Below are 14,949 nucleotides of genomic sequence, written 5' to 3' on the forward strand. Positions count from 1 at the left end.
CTGGCCGGTAGCGTCGGAAGGGGAGGGCTCCCCGGGAGCTCCTCGGCCATGATCTCCCACGCGACTTTCGTCACCAGGAGATGCAGCTCGACTCCGGCGGCCAGGAAAACCGCCGCGGCGCGCACGCCATAGACGGCGCCGCTCGCTCCCGAAATGCCCAGAAGGATCTTCATGGGAGTTCCTTTTTGTCTTGTCCCGACCGGGGATGTCTACAGCGCCAGGTCAAGATAGGTGAACAGGCAGAGCACGATGCTGATGACGCCGTTGAGGTTGAAGAAGGCGACGTTCAGCCTCGACAGGTCATCCTCCGAAAGGATCACGTGCTCGTACACAAGTACCGCGATGCAGAGGCCCCAGCCGGCCAGGTACCACCACCCCAGCCTGAAAATATGATATCCCAGCAGGAGCAGGGCCGCCATTGCGAAGTGAAATCCCCGCGACACCCACAGCGATTTCCCCACTCCCAGGAAGCGGGGGATGGAATGGAGTCCCATCGAACCGTCGAACTCGATGTCCTGGAGGGCGTAGAGGACGTCGAACCCGGCCACCCAGAACAGGACCGCGAAGGAGATGGCGAGAATGCGGGGGTCGAACGCCCCAGTGACCGCGATCCAGGCGGCCAGCGGCGCCGCCCCCAGGCACATCCCCAAAACCACGTGGGACGCCCAGGTGAAGCGTTTCGTATAGGAATAGGAAAACAACAGCAGCAGGAGGACCGGGGAAAGCTTCAGGCACAGGGGATTGAGCTTGGCGGCCGACAGCTCGAGAAGGAGGACCGACAGGAAGATGAACACCCCCGCCATCGGCTTGCTCACCTGCCCCGCCGGGATCGCCCGATCCTTCGTGCGGGGGTTCTTCGCGTCGATCTCGGCGTCGACCACGCGGTTGAATCCCATCGCGGCGCTGCGGCCCCCGATCATCGCCAGTACGATGTAGAAGAGGGTCTTTCCCGGCGGTATCCCGCCGGCGGCCAGGAACGCCCCGATGAGCGCGAACGGCAGCGCGAACAGGGTGTGCGCCACCTTGACCATATCGAGGTAAACGCCGATCCGCCCGAGCATTTAGAAGCCGTACTCCTTCCACCGCCGGGTAACGAGTGCAACGATCTCCTCCGCCATCCGGATGTCGTCGGGCCACTCGCGGCCGAACCCCTCGGAGGCCCACTTCCTCGTGGCGTCGATCCCCATCTTCGAGCCGTAGTGCGGGATGGGCGAAGCGTGTTCGAGGGCGTCGACCGGCCCCTCCACGATCATGACGTCGCGCTTCGGGTCGACATTGTTCCCGATCCGCCAGATCACCTCGGAGAGGTCCTGGATGTTGACGTCGGCGTCAAAGACGACGACGAACTTCGAGAACATCAGGAGTCCCAGTCCCCACACTGCGCTCATCACCTTCCGGGCATGCCCGGGGTATCTCTTGTCGATCGCAAAGAAGGCGAAGTTGTGGAAGATCCCTTCGATCGGCAGATTCATGTCGACCACTTCCGGCACGATCTTCCGCAGGAGCGGCAGGAAGATCCGCTCCGTCGCCTTCCCGAGGTAGACGTCCTCCATCGGGGGCTTGCCCACGATCGTCGCCGGGTAGATCGGGTCCTTGCGCCGCGTGACGCAGGTCAGGTGAAAGACGGGGTACGGGTCGGCGAGCGAATAGTAGCCGGTGTGGTCCCCGAACGGCCCCTCGGTGCGCAGCTCCTCGGGGTCGACGTATCCTTCCAGGATCACCTCGGCGCGGGCGGGAACCTCGATGTCGCACGTTTTGCAACGGACCAGCTCCACCGGCTCCTTCCGCAGGAAACCGGCGAACAGCATCTCGTCGATGTCCTCCGGCAGCGGCGCGGTCGCAGCGTAGATGGTGGCCGGGTCGCCCCCCAGCGCAACGGCCACAGGCATCCGCTCCCTCTTTCTGCGGAACCCGCGGTAGTGCTGCGCGCCCCCTTTGTGGATGTGCCAGTGCATTCCCGTGGTCGTCTCGTCGTAGACATGCATCCGGTACATCCCCACGTTGCGGCGCCCGGTCCCGGGGTCCTTCGTGAAGACGAGCGGCAGCGTGAGGAACGGACCGCCGTCCCCCGGCCAGGTCTTCACGACCGGCAGGAAGGAGAGGGACGGCCGATCCTTTTCCACCTCCTCCTGGCAAGGGGCGGAAGCCACCGTCTTCGGCACGAAATCGGCCAGCCGGGCGAGCTTGGGCAGCATCTTGAGTTTCTCGAGGAAGTTGGAAGGGATCTCCGGCTCGATCACCTCCTTCATGCGCTCCCCGATCTCTTCCAGGGAAGAGACGCCCAGGGCCAGGCACATCCGCCCCATCGTCCCGAAGAGGTTCATGACAAGGGGGACGGAATGGCCCTGCACATTCTCGAACAGGAGGGCGGGACCCCCCGATTTGACCGCGCGGTCCGCTATCTCGGCCACCTCCAGCTCGGCCGACACCGGGGCCGCGATCCGTTTCAGCTCGCCGCGGGCGTCGAGCGCGGACAGGAACTCCCGCAGGTCGCGGAACGCCATCGTCGCTCCTTACCGGAAAAGGAATGGGAAAAACCTATCATCGCCGGGCGAATCCGCTAACGATCTCCCGCCGGGTCCTCGAGGTTCTCCGGCATCCCCTCGACGAACGCGCGAAGGCGGTTGCGGGCCGAGCGGAACTTGGCCAGGACCTCGGCCTCGGTGCCGCGTGCGTGGATCGGGTCCTCGAAGGGGCGGTGGACGCGCTTCCCATGGCCGGGGAAGACGGGGCATTTGCTGTCGGCGTAGTCGCACAGCGTCACGACGTAGTCGAACACGATCCCGTCCATCTCATCGACGTGCTTGGAGTACTGGGCGCTGATGTCGACGCCGGACTCCTTCATCACCCGGACCGCGAGCGGGTGGACGAAGCAGGGGGCGACACCGGCCGAATGGGCCTCGATCCGGTCGGACTTGAGCGCCCGGGCCCACCCTTCCGCCATCTGGCTGCGGCAGGCGTTCCCGGTGCACAGGAACAGCACCTTGATCCGGCGCCCCTTCGCGACGCCTCCCTGCGAGACCATTTGCTCCTCCCCGGCTTGACCCCGAAACCTACGGAATATTAGTCTATACTAATATTTCCGGGGGGGGATCGTTGAAGAAAACCACGAAGGTGTTCAAAGCGCTGTCCGACGAATCGCGCATCCGGATCCTCAAGATGCTGGAAAGCCGGCCGCTGTGCGTCTGCGAGATCCAGCACGTCCTGAAAGGATCCCAACCCAACGTTTCCCATCATCTGAAGACACTCCACGAAGCGGGGCTCGTGGAGTCGGAGAAAGACGGCCTCTGGATCTCGTACCGGCTCCTGGAGAAGCCGGAGAGCCCCTTTCACGCCGCCGTGCTTTCCCTGCTCCGCAAGTCCCTCGCCACGGACAAGACGGTGAGGAAAGACCGGGCGGTCGTTTCGAGCGTGAACCGGATCGAGATCACCTGCGGGAGATAGACTTGCCGCGGGGCCGGAGCACGGCCACCGTGGCACCCCACCCGCCCGCCTCCGGCGCCGCCTCGGTATAAGATTCCACCAGGGGGTTACGGGAAAGGACGGAGCGGACGATCTGCCGCTGCATGCCGGTTCCTCGCCCGTGGATGATCCGCACCTGCCGGAACCCCGCGCGGACCGCCTCTTCCAGGTAATCCTCCACGACCGAGGCAATCTCCTTCGGGGCAAAGGTATGCAGGTCGATGTGATCCTCGATCGGGATCCGGTGCGGCTTCGGCCCCTTGTGCTCCATGGCCGCCATATTACCGCATCCGGCGAAAACCGGTAAGATAAGCGTCATGTCCAAGCGGGTCATCATCGGCACGGCGGGGCACATCGACCACGGCAAGAGCGCCCTGGTCCGCGCGCTGACGGGCATCGACCCCGATCGTCTCAAGGAAGAGAAGGAGAGGGGAATCACGATCGAGCTGGGGTTCGGGCACCTTGCGCTCCCCTCGGGGACCCTGGCGGGGATCATCGACGTCCCCGGCCACGAAAAGTTCGTCCGGACGATGGTCGCCGGGGCGACCGGCGTCGACATCGTGATGCTCGTGATCGCGGCGGACGAGGGGGTGATGCCGCAGACCCGGGAGCACCTGGATATCTGCCGGCTCCTCTCCATCCGGCACGGGCTCGTGGCGCTTACCAAGTGCGACAAGGTAGACGCCGAGTTCCTCGACCTCCAGGAGGAGGAGATCCGGAAATACGTCCTTGGGACCTTTCTCCAGGATGCGCCGATCGCGCGCGTCTCCTCGGCGACCGGGGAGGGACTGCCCGCGCTGGTCGCCGCCCTCGACCGGATCGCCGCCGGCGTCGCCGGCAAGGACTCTTCCCACTTCTTCCGGCTCCCCGTCGATCGCTCCTTCACGATGAAGGGATTCGGCACTGTGGTTACCGGCACCCTGGTCGGCGGAACGGTCGGCGTAGGAGAAGAAGTACAGATCCTCCCCGGAGGGCCGATTGCCCGCGTCCGGGGGCTGCAGGTCCACGGAGGGCCGGCGGAATCCTCCACGGCGGGGACGCGCACCGCCGTGAACCTCCAGGGAGTGGAGAAGGAAAACGCCCCCCGGGGGGCGGTCCTGTGCAAGCCCGGTACGCTTTCTCCCACCCGGGCGGCGGAAGTCTTCCTCGAATATCTGCCGCTGGCTCCCCGACCCCTGAAGAGCCGGGCCCAGGTCACCTTCCACGCCTTCACCTCTTCCTGCCGGGCGCGCGTCCTTCTCTACGGAGCCGCGGAGATTCCCCCCGGCGGATCGGGCTACGGCCGGATTCTCCTCGCCGAAGACACGGTCCTTATGGGCGGGGACCGGTTCATCCTGCGGGGCTTCTCCCCTCTGGAAAACTTCGGGTACACCATCGGCGGCGGGCGTGTGCTGCACCCTTCTCCTCCGCAGCGCAAAGGGGCCGCCAAGGCGGTTCCCGAGGCGTTGACGCTCCTTTCCTCCCCGGACCTCCGGACGCGGATCCTGGCGGCCCTTGCCGACGCCGGGTGGGCCGGCCTGGGAGAAAAGGAAGCCGCCGCGATCGCGGGAATCGACCTCGAGGCCGCCCGCCGCGTGATTGCGCAGTGCCTCCGTACCGGTGAGATCCGCGGGATGGAAGGGGGATCCATCTGCTGGCACCGGTCGGCTATGGAGAGCATCGGGCAAAAAACGATCGAGGCCCTCTCCCTGCTGCACGACCGCTCCCCCGAGCGAGAGGGGTTTCCCCGGGAAGAGATCTCCGCTCTCCTGTCTGGCGTATCCGAGCCCGGGATCGTCGTCATGGCGCTGGCCGGAAGCCCGGCGGTCGGAAAAGCCGGTGATCTCTACTTCCTCCCCGCCCGGCGCCCCCGGTCGGTGGAGCTCTCCTCCCCTCTCGCCCGCGCCCTCTCGGAAAAGGTCCGGCGGGCGGGGCTTGCCGCATTGTCCAAGGCGGAGCTGGCGGAGGGAATTCACGCCGTGGATGCCAAAGAGTTCGATAAAACGCTGGAAGGACTCGTCCGGGCGGGCGCGGTGCTTCGGGTGAAGGACCTTTACTTCGATCCGAAGGAAGTCGACGGTTTGAGGGAGAAGCTGGTCTCTTTCCTTGCCAAGCGGGGAGAAATCACCGTGCCGGAGTTCAAGGAAATGACGGGGCTCACGCGGAAGTACCTCATCCCACTCCTCGAACATTTCGACCTGGTCAAGGTGACGCTGCGCGTGGGAGACAAACGCGTCCTGCGGAAGGGGAGGTAACGCATTCCTTCCCTCCCTGCCGCTATCGGAGAGGCTGCTCGCAGAATCGCCGGAGGATAGCGCCGAAGACTCCGGCCCCGAACCCGGCGAGATTTCCGGGAAGAGAAAGGCGGGCAGGGTCGACGAGGCTTGCCAGGGGACCCGCCGGCCCAAGGAAGAAGACGTCGATGAGCCAGGCGCATGCGAAGAGATAGGCCGGAAGGGTGACGATCCGCCCCATTCCGTACAACCGGATCGACACGTTCGGGAAGAAGACCAGATATGCGCCGAGGATCCCCGCCACCGCCCCCGGCGAGCTGAGCGCCGGCGTCCCCCCGGCCTTTCCCCACAGGACGTGGGCAATCCCTGCAATGACGCCGCAGACCAGAAAAAAGAAAAAGTAGGCGGCGCTCCCCATCCGGTCCTCCACGTTGTCGCCGAGGACGAACAGGAAAAGGGAACCGATCGCCAGCGGAAGGATCCCCGCATGGAAAAAGGGGGCGAACAGCAGCGGAAGCTTCGGGACGCCGGCGAACCCGGTTCCGGACGGCAGGTCTTGCAGGCCTCCGGGGAGAGGCAGTCGAACCCCGCGTACCTGGCCGATGAGGTACAGGATGACCGTCACCGCGATCAGGGCATAGGTGACCAAGGGGAACGAGCGGATGGCCGGCGCATCGTCGGCAAGGGGCACCACCATGGGAAGCGGGACCGCCAGGTTGCCCGCGGTGCCGGAACCGCCGGCTCCATATTCCGATTCCATCCGGCGCTTCTCTTTCCGTGCCAGCGTCTCTCCCAGGGCGGCGTACTTTTCCCCGTGCTCCCGAAGGAACCGGAACCTCGCGGCGATGCCCGCCGCGGAGGTTCGTGGAGCGAGAATCCCCTCGCAGGAGGCGCATTGGAACACCGGGATCCCCGTCAGCTGGAAATCGATCGCCGTAAGCGCGGCGCCACAACGGGGGCAGGCAAGGGAGGCCGCCTCCCCCCGCATCCGGGAAAGGATCGCGCCCGGTTTCTCTGCTGTCGCCGCCCTTCCTGTCGGGGCCGGTGGGGAACCGCCTTCGGCGTCAACGGACAGCCTCCCTTCCGTCAACTCGCGGATCTCGCCGTAGTCGAACCAGAGGGCTCCACAGGCGGCGCAGCAGTCGATCTCCTGATTTCCCGCGACCACCCTGCGGAACGTGGATGTCTTGCAGAAAGGACACTTCATCCGGTCCAGTATATCCGGCGGAGGGGATATACTGGATACAGATTTGGAGGCACGAATGGACGCTCTGCGGGTCGTCGGCGCCTGGGCCGCCTTCGCCGTCTTCCACAGCCTGACGTTGTCGGAAGGGTACGAACGCCGGGTGCGAGACCGGGTCGGGGATCGTTCGTTCGACGCGTACCACAGGCTCGTCTTCACGGTGTACTCCGCCGTTGTCTTCGTCCTGCTCCTCCTCTACTTGAGGACCATCCCCGACCGTCCCTTCTACCGCCTGGAGGGTCTTGCACGCCTCCTGTTCCACGGCATCCAGCTCGCAGGCTGCGCCTTCCTGTTGTGGACCCCGTGGGATCTCAAGGAGTTCCTCGGGTTTCGGCAGTGGGAGCGTTGGCGGAAGGGAGAATCGACGCAGCCGGGCAGAAATGACCGCCTCTTCACCGGCAAGGCGTACGGCGTCGTCCGGCACCCGCTCTACCTGGGCTGTTCCGTGATTCTCCTGTTCCATCCCGTACAAACCCGGAACAGTGCGATCTCCACGGCGATGATCGTCCTCTACTTTTACGTGGGGACGTTCCTGGAGGAGCGCCGGCTCGTCAACAAATTCGGGGACGCCTACCGCGACTACCAGGAAAAAGTCCCCCGGTTCCTGCCGCTGCGATGGGGGACTCGATCGCAGTGAAGGAGGCTCCGGGGCCCTCCGATTTACATTTTACGCGAGTCTGATACGATGACCGGAAACGCCCTGGAGGAAAGCCAAATTGATCGATCCGAAACGGATCGAGGTCGTCGACACCGACATCGCGGCTGTCCTGAGGACCAAAACCCCCGCCCAGAGAATGGAACTGGTCTTCCAGGCGGGGGCGCTCGCGCGGACATTGATGGAAGCCGGCGTTAAAAGCCGTCACCCGGATTGGAGCGACGAGGAGATCCGGCAGGAAGTCGCCGGGATCTGGCTCCGTGGATCAGCGTGATCTCCTGCGCCGGGTCCTGGATGCGTTTGCCGCATCCGAGGTTGAATACCTTCTCGTCGGTTCCGTCGCGTCCGCCGCATACGGTGAACCCCGCCTGACGCTGGACATCGACGTCGTCGTTGCGTTGACGGCTGCGCAATTGCCGCATTTCCTTTCCTTCTTCCCCGCTCCCGAATTTTATCTCTCCTCCGATGCCGCCGCGGAGGCGGTAAGAAGCGAGAAGCAATTCAACATCATCCATCCCGCTTCCGGATGGAAGATCGACATCATCGTCAAGAAAGCCGACGAATTCGACCGAAGCCGTTTCGGACGAAGAAGAATCATCCCCGTGTTCCCGGACCGGTCTGCTTCGGTCGCCGCTCCCGAGGACATCATCCTCAAGAAGATGGAATTTTACCGGGAAGGCGGATCGGAAAAACACCTTCGCGACATCACCGGGATCCTGCGTGTATCCGGCGACGGGTTGGATTTCCCGTATATCGAAGTTTGGGCAGGCCGCAAGGGGCTGACGGAAATCTGGCGGGCGATCCTGAAGAAAACCGGGGAATAGACAGAACATCGAGAATCTCGGCCGGGGTGCCGAGCCGGACCCGAACCTGAAGTTGAAGAATGTCCCCGGTCTTAAGTTACATCAGGAGGGAGAGGACGGAGCGCTCGGCGAATTCGAGGGCGGAACGGGGGACGATGCCCAGGACCAGCACCACGGCGGCGGAAGCGAAGAGGGCCAGCGAGAAGGCGATCCGCGGAGGACGGGGCACCGGCACCTCCCCTTCGGCGGGGATCATGTACATGTAGACCACCAGCCGCAGGTAGTAGTAGATGGAGGCAGCGCTGTTCAGCACGCCGATGACGGCCAGCCAGATGTACCCGTTCTTGATCGCAGCGCTGAAGAGGTAGAACTTCCCGACGAACCCGGCCGTCGGAGGGATCCCCCCCAGCGACACCAGGAAGAGGGTGAGCAGCCCGGCCAGCGCGGGATATCTGAACCCGATCCCGGCAAGATGTTGGATGTCGTACCCCTCGTCCTCCTTCCGCGCGATGAGCATCACCACCCCGAAGGCCCCGATGTTCATGAACGCGTACACGAGCAGGTAGAAGAGGGACGCCTGGCTGCCCAGCACGTCGCCCGATACCAGCCCGACGAGGATGTACCCCGCGTGCGCGATCGAGGAGTATGCGAGCATCCGCTTCACGTTGTCCTGCAGGAGCGCCGAGAGGTTCCCCACGGTCATCGTCAGCACGGAGAGAGCCCAGAGGACCTTCCACATCACCGGCTGCAGCCCCCCGAAGGTCAGCAGCAGGACCCGGATCAGCGCGGCGAACGCCGCCGCCTTGACCGCCGCGGACATGAACGCCGTGATCACCGTGGGCGCCCCTTCGTATGCGTCGGGGGTCCACATGTGGAACGGCACCAGAGACACCTTGAAGGCGAACCCCACCAGGAGGAAGCCGACGCCGGCAAGGAGCAGTGGGCTTGCGGCAAGCCGCGCGTCGTAGAGCATGGAGGCCAGCGCCGGAATCTTGGTGGTCCCCGTCGCGGCGTACATCAGCGCGATCCCGTACAGGAGAAATCCCGAGGCGAACGCGCCGAGGAGAAAGTACTTGAGCGCCCCCTCGATGGAGGACATCCGGTGGCGGTGGAAGCCGACCAGGACGTAGATCGGGATCGACAGCGTCTCCAGGCCCAGGAAGATCGTCATGAGATCGGTCCCCTTGGCCATGAACATCATCCCGGAGGTGGACAGGAGGAGCAGGGAATAGAACTCCCCCTTGTGGGTCCCCTCCCACTCCGAGTAGCCGGTCGCCATGAGCAGCGTCAGCGCGCAGGCGGACAGGATGACGATCTCGAAGAACGCGCCCAGCCCGTCATGGACGACGGCCCCCGAAAACCCGCTGATCTTTCCCGGCCCCATCGCGAAGACGGCGAACAGCGAAAGGACGATCCCTGCGAGGCTCACCCAGCACAGCACCCGCTTGTTCTCCTCGGGGAGGGCCAGGTCGAGGAACAGGACGACGAGCGCCGTCGCCACGACGAGGGTTTCGGGAAGAATGCTGTACAGTCCCGTGAGCAGCGCCTGGGCGTCTATCGCGATCGGCGGCATCTCATTTCCCCACGTCGAAGTAGCGGGCCAGCAGGGGCTCCCCCGCCGGACGGCCCGACAGCGCCGCCTGGCGCTTCGTCTCGATCTGCGTGACGACCGCGGAGACCGAGGCGTCCATCTTCCGGAGGAACGTCTGAGGGTAGACCCCGATCCAGAAGATCATCACGAGGATCGGCAGCAGGTAGGCCACCTCCCGCGCGTTCAGGTCCGTCATGTGCCGGTTCTCCTCGTTGGTGATCTTCCCGAACATCACCCGCTGGTACATCCAGAGCATATAGACCGCCGCCAGGATCACGCCGGATGCGGCGAACACCGTCAGCAGCCGCGTGGTCTTGAAGGCGCCCAGCAGGATCAGGAACTCGCCGACGAAGCCGTTGGTGCCGGGAAGCCCGATCGAGGAGAGCGTCACGATCATGAAGACGGCGGCGAACAGCGGGGCGACCTTGGAGAGCCCCCCGAACTCCTCGATGAGGCGCGTATGCCGCCGTTCGTAGACGATCCCGACGATGAGGAAGAGCGCCCCGGTGGAGACGCCGTGGTTGATCATCTGGAGGATGCCGCCCTCGATCCCCTGGAGGTTGAAGGCGAAAAGCCCGAGCATCACGAAGCCCAGGTGGGACACGGAGGAGTAGGCGACCAGCTTCTTCATGTCCTTCTGCACCATCGCGACGAGCGCGCCGTAGATGATCCCGATGACCGCCAGCCCGGAGATCACCGGCATCAGGTCGACCGCTGCCACGGGGAACAGCGGCATCGCGAACCGCAGGAAGCCGTAGGTCCCCATCTTCAGGAGGATGGCCGCCAGGATGACCGACCCCGACGTCGGGGCGTCCACGTGCGCGTCGGGAAGCCACGTGTGGAACGGGAACATCGGGACCTTGAACGCGAACGCCAGCGCGAAGGCGGCGAACATCCAGAACTGCAGCTTCACGGGGATGTCGATCGCGTACATCCGGAGCAGGTCGGTGGAATAAATACCGGTGACCTCGTAGTGATGGAAATAGAGCGCGATGATCGCGACGAGCATCAGCACCGACCCGGCGAACGTGAAGAGGAAGAACTTGATCGCGGAATAGATGCGCCGCTCGCTCCCCCACACGCCGATGAGGAAGTACATCGGGATGAGCACCAGCTCCCAGAAGACGTAGAACAGGAAGAGGTCGACCGCAAGGAACACCCCCACCATCCCGACCTCGAGGACCAGCATGAAGATCATGAACTCCTTCACGTGCTTCTCGACCGCCGAGTAGGTGGAGAGGATCGCGATCGGCATCAGGAAGGTCGTCAGCATCACGAGCCACAGGGAGATGCCGTCGACGCCGACGTGGTACTCGATCCCGTAGGCGGGGATCCAGGGGGCGCGGACGACGAACTGCATCGCCGCGGTGGCGCCGTTGAAGTCCAGGACCAGCGGCAGCGAAAGGAGGAACTCCGCCAGGGTGACGCCGAAGGTGACGTTCCGGAGCAGCCGGTTGTCGTCCCTCGGCAGGAAGACGAGCAGCAGGGCCCCTGCCAGAGGGAAGAAGATCAGCGCGGTCAGCAGGTTCGCCGACAATGTTTCCAGGATTCCCGTCATGCCCGCACGCTCCGCAAAGGCTCCCTTCCCGTTCTACCGCGCGAGGATGTAGCCGACGATGAGGACCGCGCCGAGCAGCAGCGAGAAGGCGTAGTTGCCCACCACGCCGGTCTGCACGCGCCGGAGGCGGTCGCCGGTACCCCGCACCAGCGACGCGACGCCGTTGACGATCCCGTCGATGAACGCCGCGTCGAACGCCCTCCACAGCCAGACCGATCCGTCGACGATCCTGCGGACGATGACGACGTCGTAGATCTCGTCCACGTAATACTTGTTGTAGACCACGTCGTAGAGCCTCGGGACCGTCCCCGCGATCTTCTCGGGCTTTTCCGTCCGGACGCGGTAGAGGTAGTACGCAAGCCCGATCCCGAACAGCGCCACCGCCACCGATCCCGCCATCAGCCCCAGCTCCAGGGCGACCGGGTGGTGCGCGGCTCCGTGGCCCGCCGCCGCCCCGTGCGCGAAGACCGGCGCGAGCCACTCTTCAAAATAATTGTGCCCGCCCAGGACCTCGGGGATGCCGACCCAGCCGCCGATCACCGAAAAAACGGCCAGGAGCATGAGCGGCACGGTCATCGACCCGGGCGATTCGTGGACGTGCTTCTCCACCTGCGGCTCCATCCGGGAGGCCCCGAAAAAGGTCAGAAACACCAGGCGGAACATGTAGAAGGCGGTGATCCCCGCCGCCAGGGCCCCGATCGCCCACAAGACGATGTTCCCGTGCGGGGAGGAGAACGCCTTCCAGAGGATCTCGTCCTTGGAGAAGAAGCCCGACAGTCCCGGGATCCCGGCGATCGCCAGCGTCGCGATGAACATGGTCGTGAAGGTGATCGGGAGGTGTTTCTTCAAGCTCCCCATCTTCCGCATGTCCTGCTCCCCGGAGAGGGCGTGGATCACCGAGCCGGAGCCCAGGAAGAGCAGCGCCTTGAAGAAGGCGTGCGTCATGAGGTGGAAGATCCCCGCGGTGAATGCCCCGACCCCGCACGCCAGGAACATGTACCCCAGCTGGGAGACGGTCGAGTAGGCGAGCACGCGCTTGATGTCGTTCTGCGTGATGCCGATCGTCGCGGAGAAGATCGCCGTCGCCGCCCCTATCACCGCGACCACCCCCATCGACACGGGGGACAAGAGGTAGAGCGCATTCGATCGGGCGACCATGTAGACGCCCGCGGTGACCATCGTCGCCGCGTGGATGAGGGCGGAGACGGGCGTGGGGCCCTCCATCGCATCGGGGAGCCAGACGTAGAGGGGAATCTGCGCCGATTTCCCGATGGCGCCGATGAAGAAAAGGAGGGTGATCGCCGTTGCGGTCTCCGTCGTCAGGACGCCGCTGGCCGACAGCATGGGGATCTTCGCGAAGACTTCCGTATAGTTGACCGTCCCGAATGTCCAGAAGAGGAGGAACAATCCGAGAATGAATCCGAAGTCGCCGACCCGGTTGACGATGAACGCCTTCTTCCCCGCATCGGAGGCGCTCTTCTTCTCGTACCAGTAGCCGATCAGGAGGTAGGAACACAGCCCCACCCCCTCCCAGCCGACGAACATCACGAGGTAGTTGCTCCCCAGGACCAGGACGAGCATCGCGAAGGTGAACAGGTTCAGGTAGACGAAGTACCGGGCGAACGCCTTCTCGTGGGACATGTACCCGACGGAGTAGACATGGATGAGGAACCCGACGCCGGTGACGACGAGGATCATCACGGAGGAAAGCGGGTCCAGCTGCAGGGCCGCGGGGGCGGAGAACCCCCCCGCCTGGATCCAGGGGAAGAGGACCTGGACGAAGAGACGGTCGTGCGGGGACCTCGCGGCGAGCGCGATCACCGACAGGAGCGAAACGACGAAGGACACCCCCACCACCGCCGGCCCGATGAAGGCGACCAGCTTCCGATAGGGCGCCGGAGCGGGCGAGGCTCCGTGCGAATCGCCGTGCGAGCCCCCGGAGTGCGAAGTTCCAGGGGGCGAAGTCCCGAGGGCCGGAGGTCCGAGGGAACCGTGATCCTCCTCCCCATGCGCGGCCTCCGCAAGCAGGACCGGGCGCTCGGAGAACAGCGCGATCGCGCCGTTCAGGATCACTCCCAGAAGCGGAAGCGCCGGGACGAGCCACAGGACATCGAGGATTCCGCTCACCATTTCAGCACGCTCAGTTCCGTGACGTCGATCGTCTCCTTCAGCCGGTAGATGGCGATGAGGATCGCCAGCCCCACCGCGGCCTCCGCCGCGGCCACGGTCATCACCATGAAGGCGAACACCGATCCGGTGGGGTCCCCCAGGTGCGACCCGACGGCGATGAAGGCGACGTTGACCCCGTTGAGCATGATCTCCACGCTCATCAGGATGATGAGAACGTTTTTACGCGCCACCACCCCGACCACCCCGATGCCGAACAGGATCCCGGAGAGCAGCAGGTATGCGGACGGTTCCATCATCCTTCCTTCTCCGTCAGATCTTCTTTTTCGCCAGCGTGATGGCCCCGATCACCGCCGCCAGCAGGAGCACCGAGGTGATCTCGAAGGCAAGCAGGTAATCGGTGAACAGCGCTTTCCCAACGGCCTGGACGGACCCCGCGTCGGCCCCGGATCCGGCCGGCAGGATGAACCGCCGGGCCAGGACCGCCCCTTCGAGGATGAACAGCCCCGCAGCGACGACCCCCAGGAGCCGCATCACCGTCGTCCGCTCCACCGGGAGCTTGTTCTCCGGCACGTTGACCAGCATGATGACGAAGATGAACAGGACCACGACGGCCCCGGCGTAGACGATGACCTGGATCGCCGCCAGGAAGTGGGCCTGCCGCAGGGCGAAGAGCGCCGCCACGGCGAACAGCGTCAGGATCAGGTAGAGCGCCGAGGACATCGGGTGCTTCCTCGTCACCACCATGATCGCGCCGCCCACCGCGATCGCGCCGAAAATGACGAACAGGATCCGTTCCATTGCCCCCTACTTCTCCAATAACCGGTCGATCGTGTAGATGAGCTTCTCCCGGGTGTCCTCCGGCGGGGTGAACCAGCCGGTGTCCATCCGGATCGCGTCCACCGGGCACGCCTCGACGCACTGCCCGCAGAAGATGCACCGCAGCATGTCGATGTCGAACCGCACCGGGTACTTCTCGACCTTCGGGTCGGGGGACTCCCCCGCCACGATGGTGATGCACACGGCGGGGCAGGCAGTGGCGCACATGTAGCACGCCACGCAGCGCGGCGCGCCGTTTTGCCGCTTCATCAGCCGGTGGCACCCGCGGAACCGCGGCGGCATCACCCGCCGCACCTCGGGGTATTCGATCGTGGGGATGTCCTTGTTGTGGGCGACGTTGTGCAGGAAGTGCCCCATCGTCACCGCAAGGCCCTTCAGGATCTCGAGCAGGTAGAGGCTCTCCCCGAAGGACATCTCCGGCGGCCGGGCCACCTTTTTCACCCCGATCGTCATCGAT

Annotated in this window: 16 protein-coding genes; 5 read left to right on the forward strand and 11 right to left on the reverse strand. The window is 64.7% G+C overall.

Features of this window, described 5'->3' with window-relative positions; all coding sequences use genetic code 11:
* Positions 1-209: 209 nt before the first annotated feature.
* The 3 genes from A2Z13_05200 to A2Z13_05210 are packed head-to-tail and all read right to left on the reverse strand — an operon-like array spanning position 210 to position 3,025.
* Positions 210-1,061, reverse strand: coding sequence for a 4-hydroxybenzoate octaprenyltransferase (locus tag A2Z13_05200; GenBank protein OGP78944.1), 852 nt, complete (start codon positions 1,059-1,061; stop codon positions 210-212).
* Positions 1,062-2,504: a menaquinone biosynthesis decarboxylase gene (locus A2Z13_05205; GenBank protein OGP78945.1), complete on the reverse strand. Its 1,443-nt coding sequence runs from the start codon at positions 2,502-2,504 to the stop codon at positions 1,062-1,064. It lies immediately after the preceding gene.
* Positions 2,505-2,560: 56 nt separating this feature from the next.
* Complete coding sequence (locus A2Z13_05210; protein ID OGP78946.1) at positions 2,561-3,025, reverse strand: arsenate reductase; 465 nt, start codon at positions 3,023-3,025, stop codon at positions 2,561-2,563.
* A 71-nt stretch (positions 3,026-3,096) separates the two neighbouring features.
* Here A2Z13_05210 and A2Z13_05215 point away from each other — a divergent pair, with 71 nt between their 5' ends.
* Positions 3,097-3,444, forward strand: coding sequence for a hypothetical protein (locus A2Z13_05215; GenBank protein OGP78947.1), 348 nt, complete (start codon positions 3,097-3,099; stop codon positions 3,442-3,444).
* Here the strand turns inward: A2Z13_05215 and A2Z13_05220 are convergent.
* Entirely contained in the window at positions 3,428-3,733 is a 306-nt protein-coding gene (locus tag A2Z13_05220) for a DNA mismatch repair protein MutS (GenBank protein OGP78976.1), read from the reverse strand. The two genes, A2Z13_05215 and A2Z13_05220, sit on opposite strands and share 17 nt — an antisense overlap.
* 46 nt (positions 3,734-3,779) lie before the next feature.
* Here A2Z13_05220 and A2Z13_05225 point away from each other — a divergent pair, with 46 nt between their 5' ends.
* Positions 3,780-5,696 carry a selenocysteine-specific translation elongation factor gene (locus A2Z13_05225; protein OGP78948.1) on the forward strand — a complete coding sequence of 639 codons (1,917 nt, stop codon included), beginning with the start codon at positions 3,780-3,782 and terminating at the stop codon, positions 5,694-5,696.
* A gap of 22 nt (positions 5,697-5,718) precedes the next feature.
* On the opposite strand, the gene A2Z13_05230 is transcribed toward A2Z13_05225, so the two are convergent.
* The gene (locus A2Z13_05230; protein OGP78949.1) at positions 5,719-6,882 is read right to left on the reverse strand and encodes a hypothetical protein; all 1,164 of its coding nucleotides are present in this window, start codon (positions 6,880-6,882) and stop codon (positions 5,719-5,721) included.
* 55 nt (positions 6,883-6,937) lie between these two features.
* On the opposite strand from A2Z13_05230, the gene A2Z13_05235 reads away from it, so the two are divergent.
* The 3 genes from A2Z13_05235 (at position 6,938) to A2Z13_05245 (ending at position 8,397) form a co-directional block, all read left to right on the forward strand.
* The gene (locus tag A2Z13_05235) at positions 6,938-7,555 is read left to right on the forward strand and encodes a hypothetical protein (protein OGP78950.1); all 618 of its coding nucleotides are present in this window, start codon (positions 6,938-6,940) and stop codon (positions 7,553-7,555) included.
* 79 nt (positions 7,556-7,634) lie between these two features.
* On the forward strand, positions 7,635-7,847 hold the full coding sequence (locus A2Z13_05240) for a hypothetical protein (GenBank protein OGP78951.1): 213 nt from the start codon (positions 7,635-7,637) through the stop codon (positions 7,845-7,847).
* A complete protein-coding gene (locus tag A2Z13_05245) occupies positions 7,834-8,397 on the forward strand; it encodes a hypothetical protein (protein OGP78952.1) in 564 nt (187 codons plus the stop codon). The genes A2Z13_05240 and A2Z13_05245 overlap by 14 nt, the downstream gene beginning before the upstream one ends.
* 76 nt (positions 8,398-8,473) lie before the next feature.
* Here A2Z13_05245 and A2Z13_05250 read toward each other — a convergent pair whose 3' ends face one another.
* The 6 genes from A2Z13_05250 to A2Z13_05275 are packed head-to-tail and all read right to left on the reverse strand — an operon-like array spanning position 8,474 to position 14,945.
* A complete protein-coding gene (locus tag A2Z13_05250; protein OGP78953.1) occupies positions 8,474-9,949 on the reverse strand; it encodes an NADH-quinone oxidoreductase subunit N in 1,476 nt (491 codons plus the stop codon).
* A gap of 1 nt (position 9,950) precedes the next feature.
* A complete protein-coding gene (locus A2Z13_05255; protein OGP78977.1) occupies positions 9,951-11,504 on the reverse strand; it encodes an NADH dehydrogenase in 1,554 nt (517 codons plus the stop codon).
* Between the two features lie 54 nt (positions 11,505-11,558).
* Entirely contained in the window at positions 11,559-13,655 is a 2,097-nt protein-coding gene (locus A2Z13_05260) for an NADH-quinone oxidoreductase subunit L (GenBank protein OGP78954.1), read from the reverse strand.
* Positions 13,649-13,951, reverse strand: coding sequence for an NADH-quinone oxidoreductase subunit K (locus A2Z13_05265; protein ID OGP78955.1), 303 nt, complete (start codon positions 13,949-13,951; stop codon positions 13,649-13,651). The genes A2Z13_05260 and A2Z13_05265 overlap by 7 nt, the downstream gene beginning before the upstream one ends.
* 13 nt (positions 13,952-13,964) lie before the next feature.
* Positions 13,965-14,453, reverse strand: a complete 489-nt coding sequence (locus A2Z13_05270; protein OGP78956.1) for a hypothetical protein — start codon at positions 14,451-14,453, stop codon at positions 13,965-13,967.
* A 6-nt stretch (positions 14,454-14,459) separates the two neighbouring features.
* Positions 14,460-14,945: a hypothetical protein gene (locus A2Z13_05275; protein OGP78957.1), complete on the reverse strand. Its 486-nt coding sequence runs from the start codon at positions 14,943-14,945 to the stop codon at positions 14,460-14,462.
* Between the last annotated feature and the right edge of the window lie 4 nt (positions 14,946-14,949).

It is taken from the genome of Deltaproteobacteria bacterium RBG_16_64_85 (assembly GCA_001798885.1).
Taxonomy (GTDB): domain Bacteria; phylum Desulfobacterota; class Deferrimicrobia; order Deferrimicrobiales; family Deferrimicrobiaceae; genus FEB-35.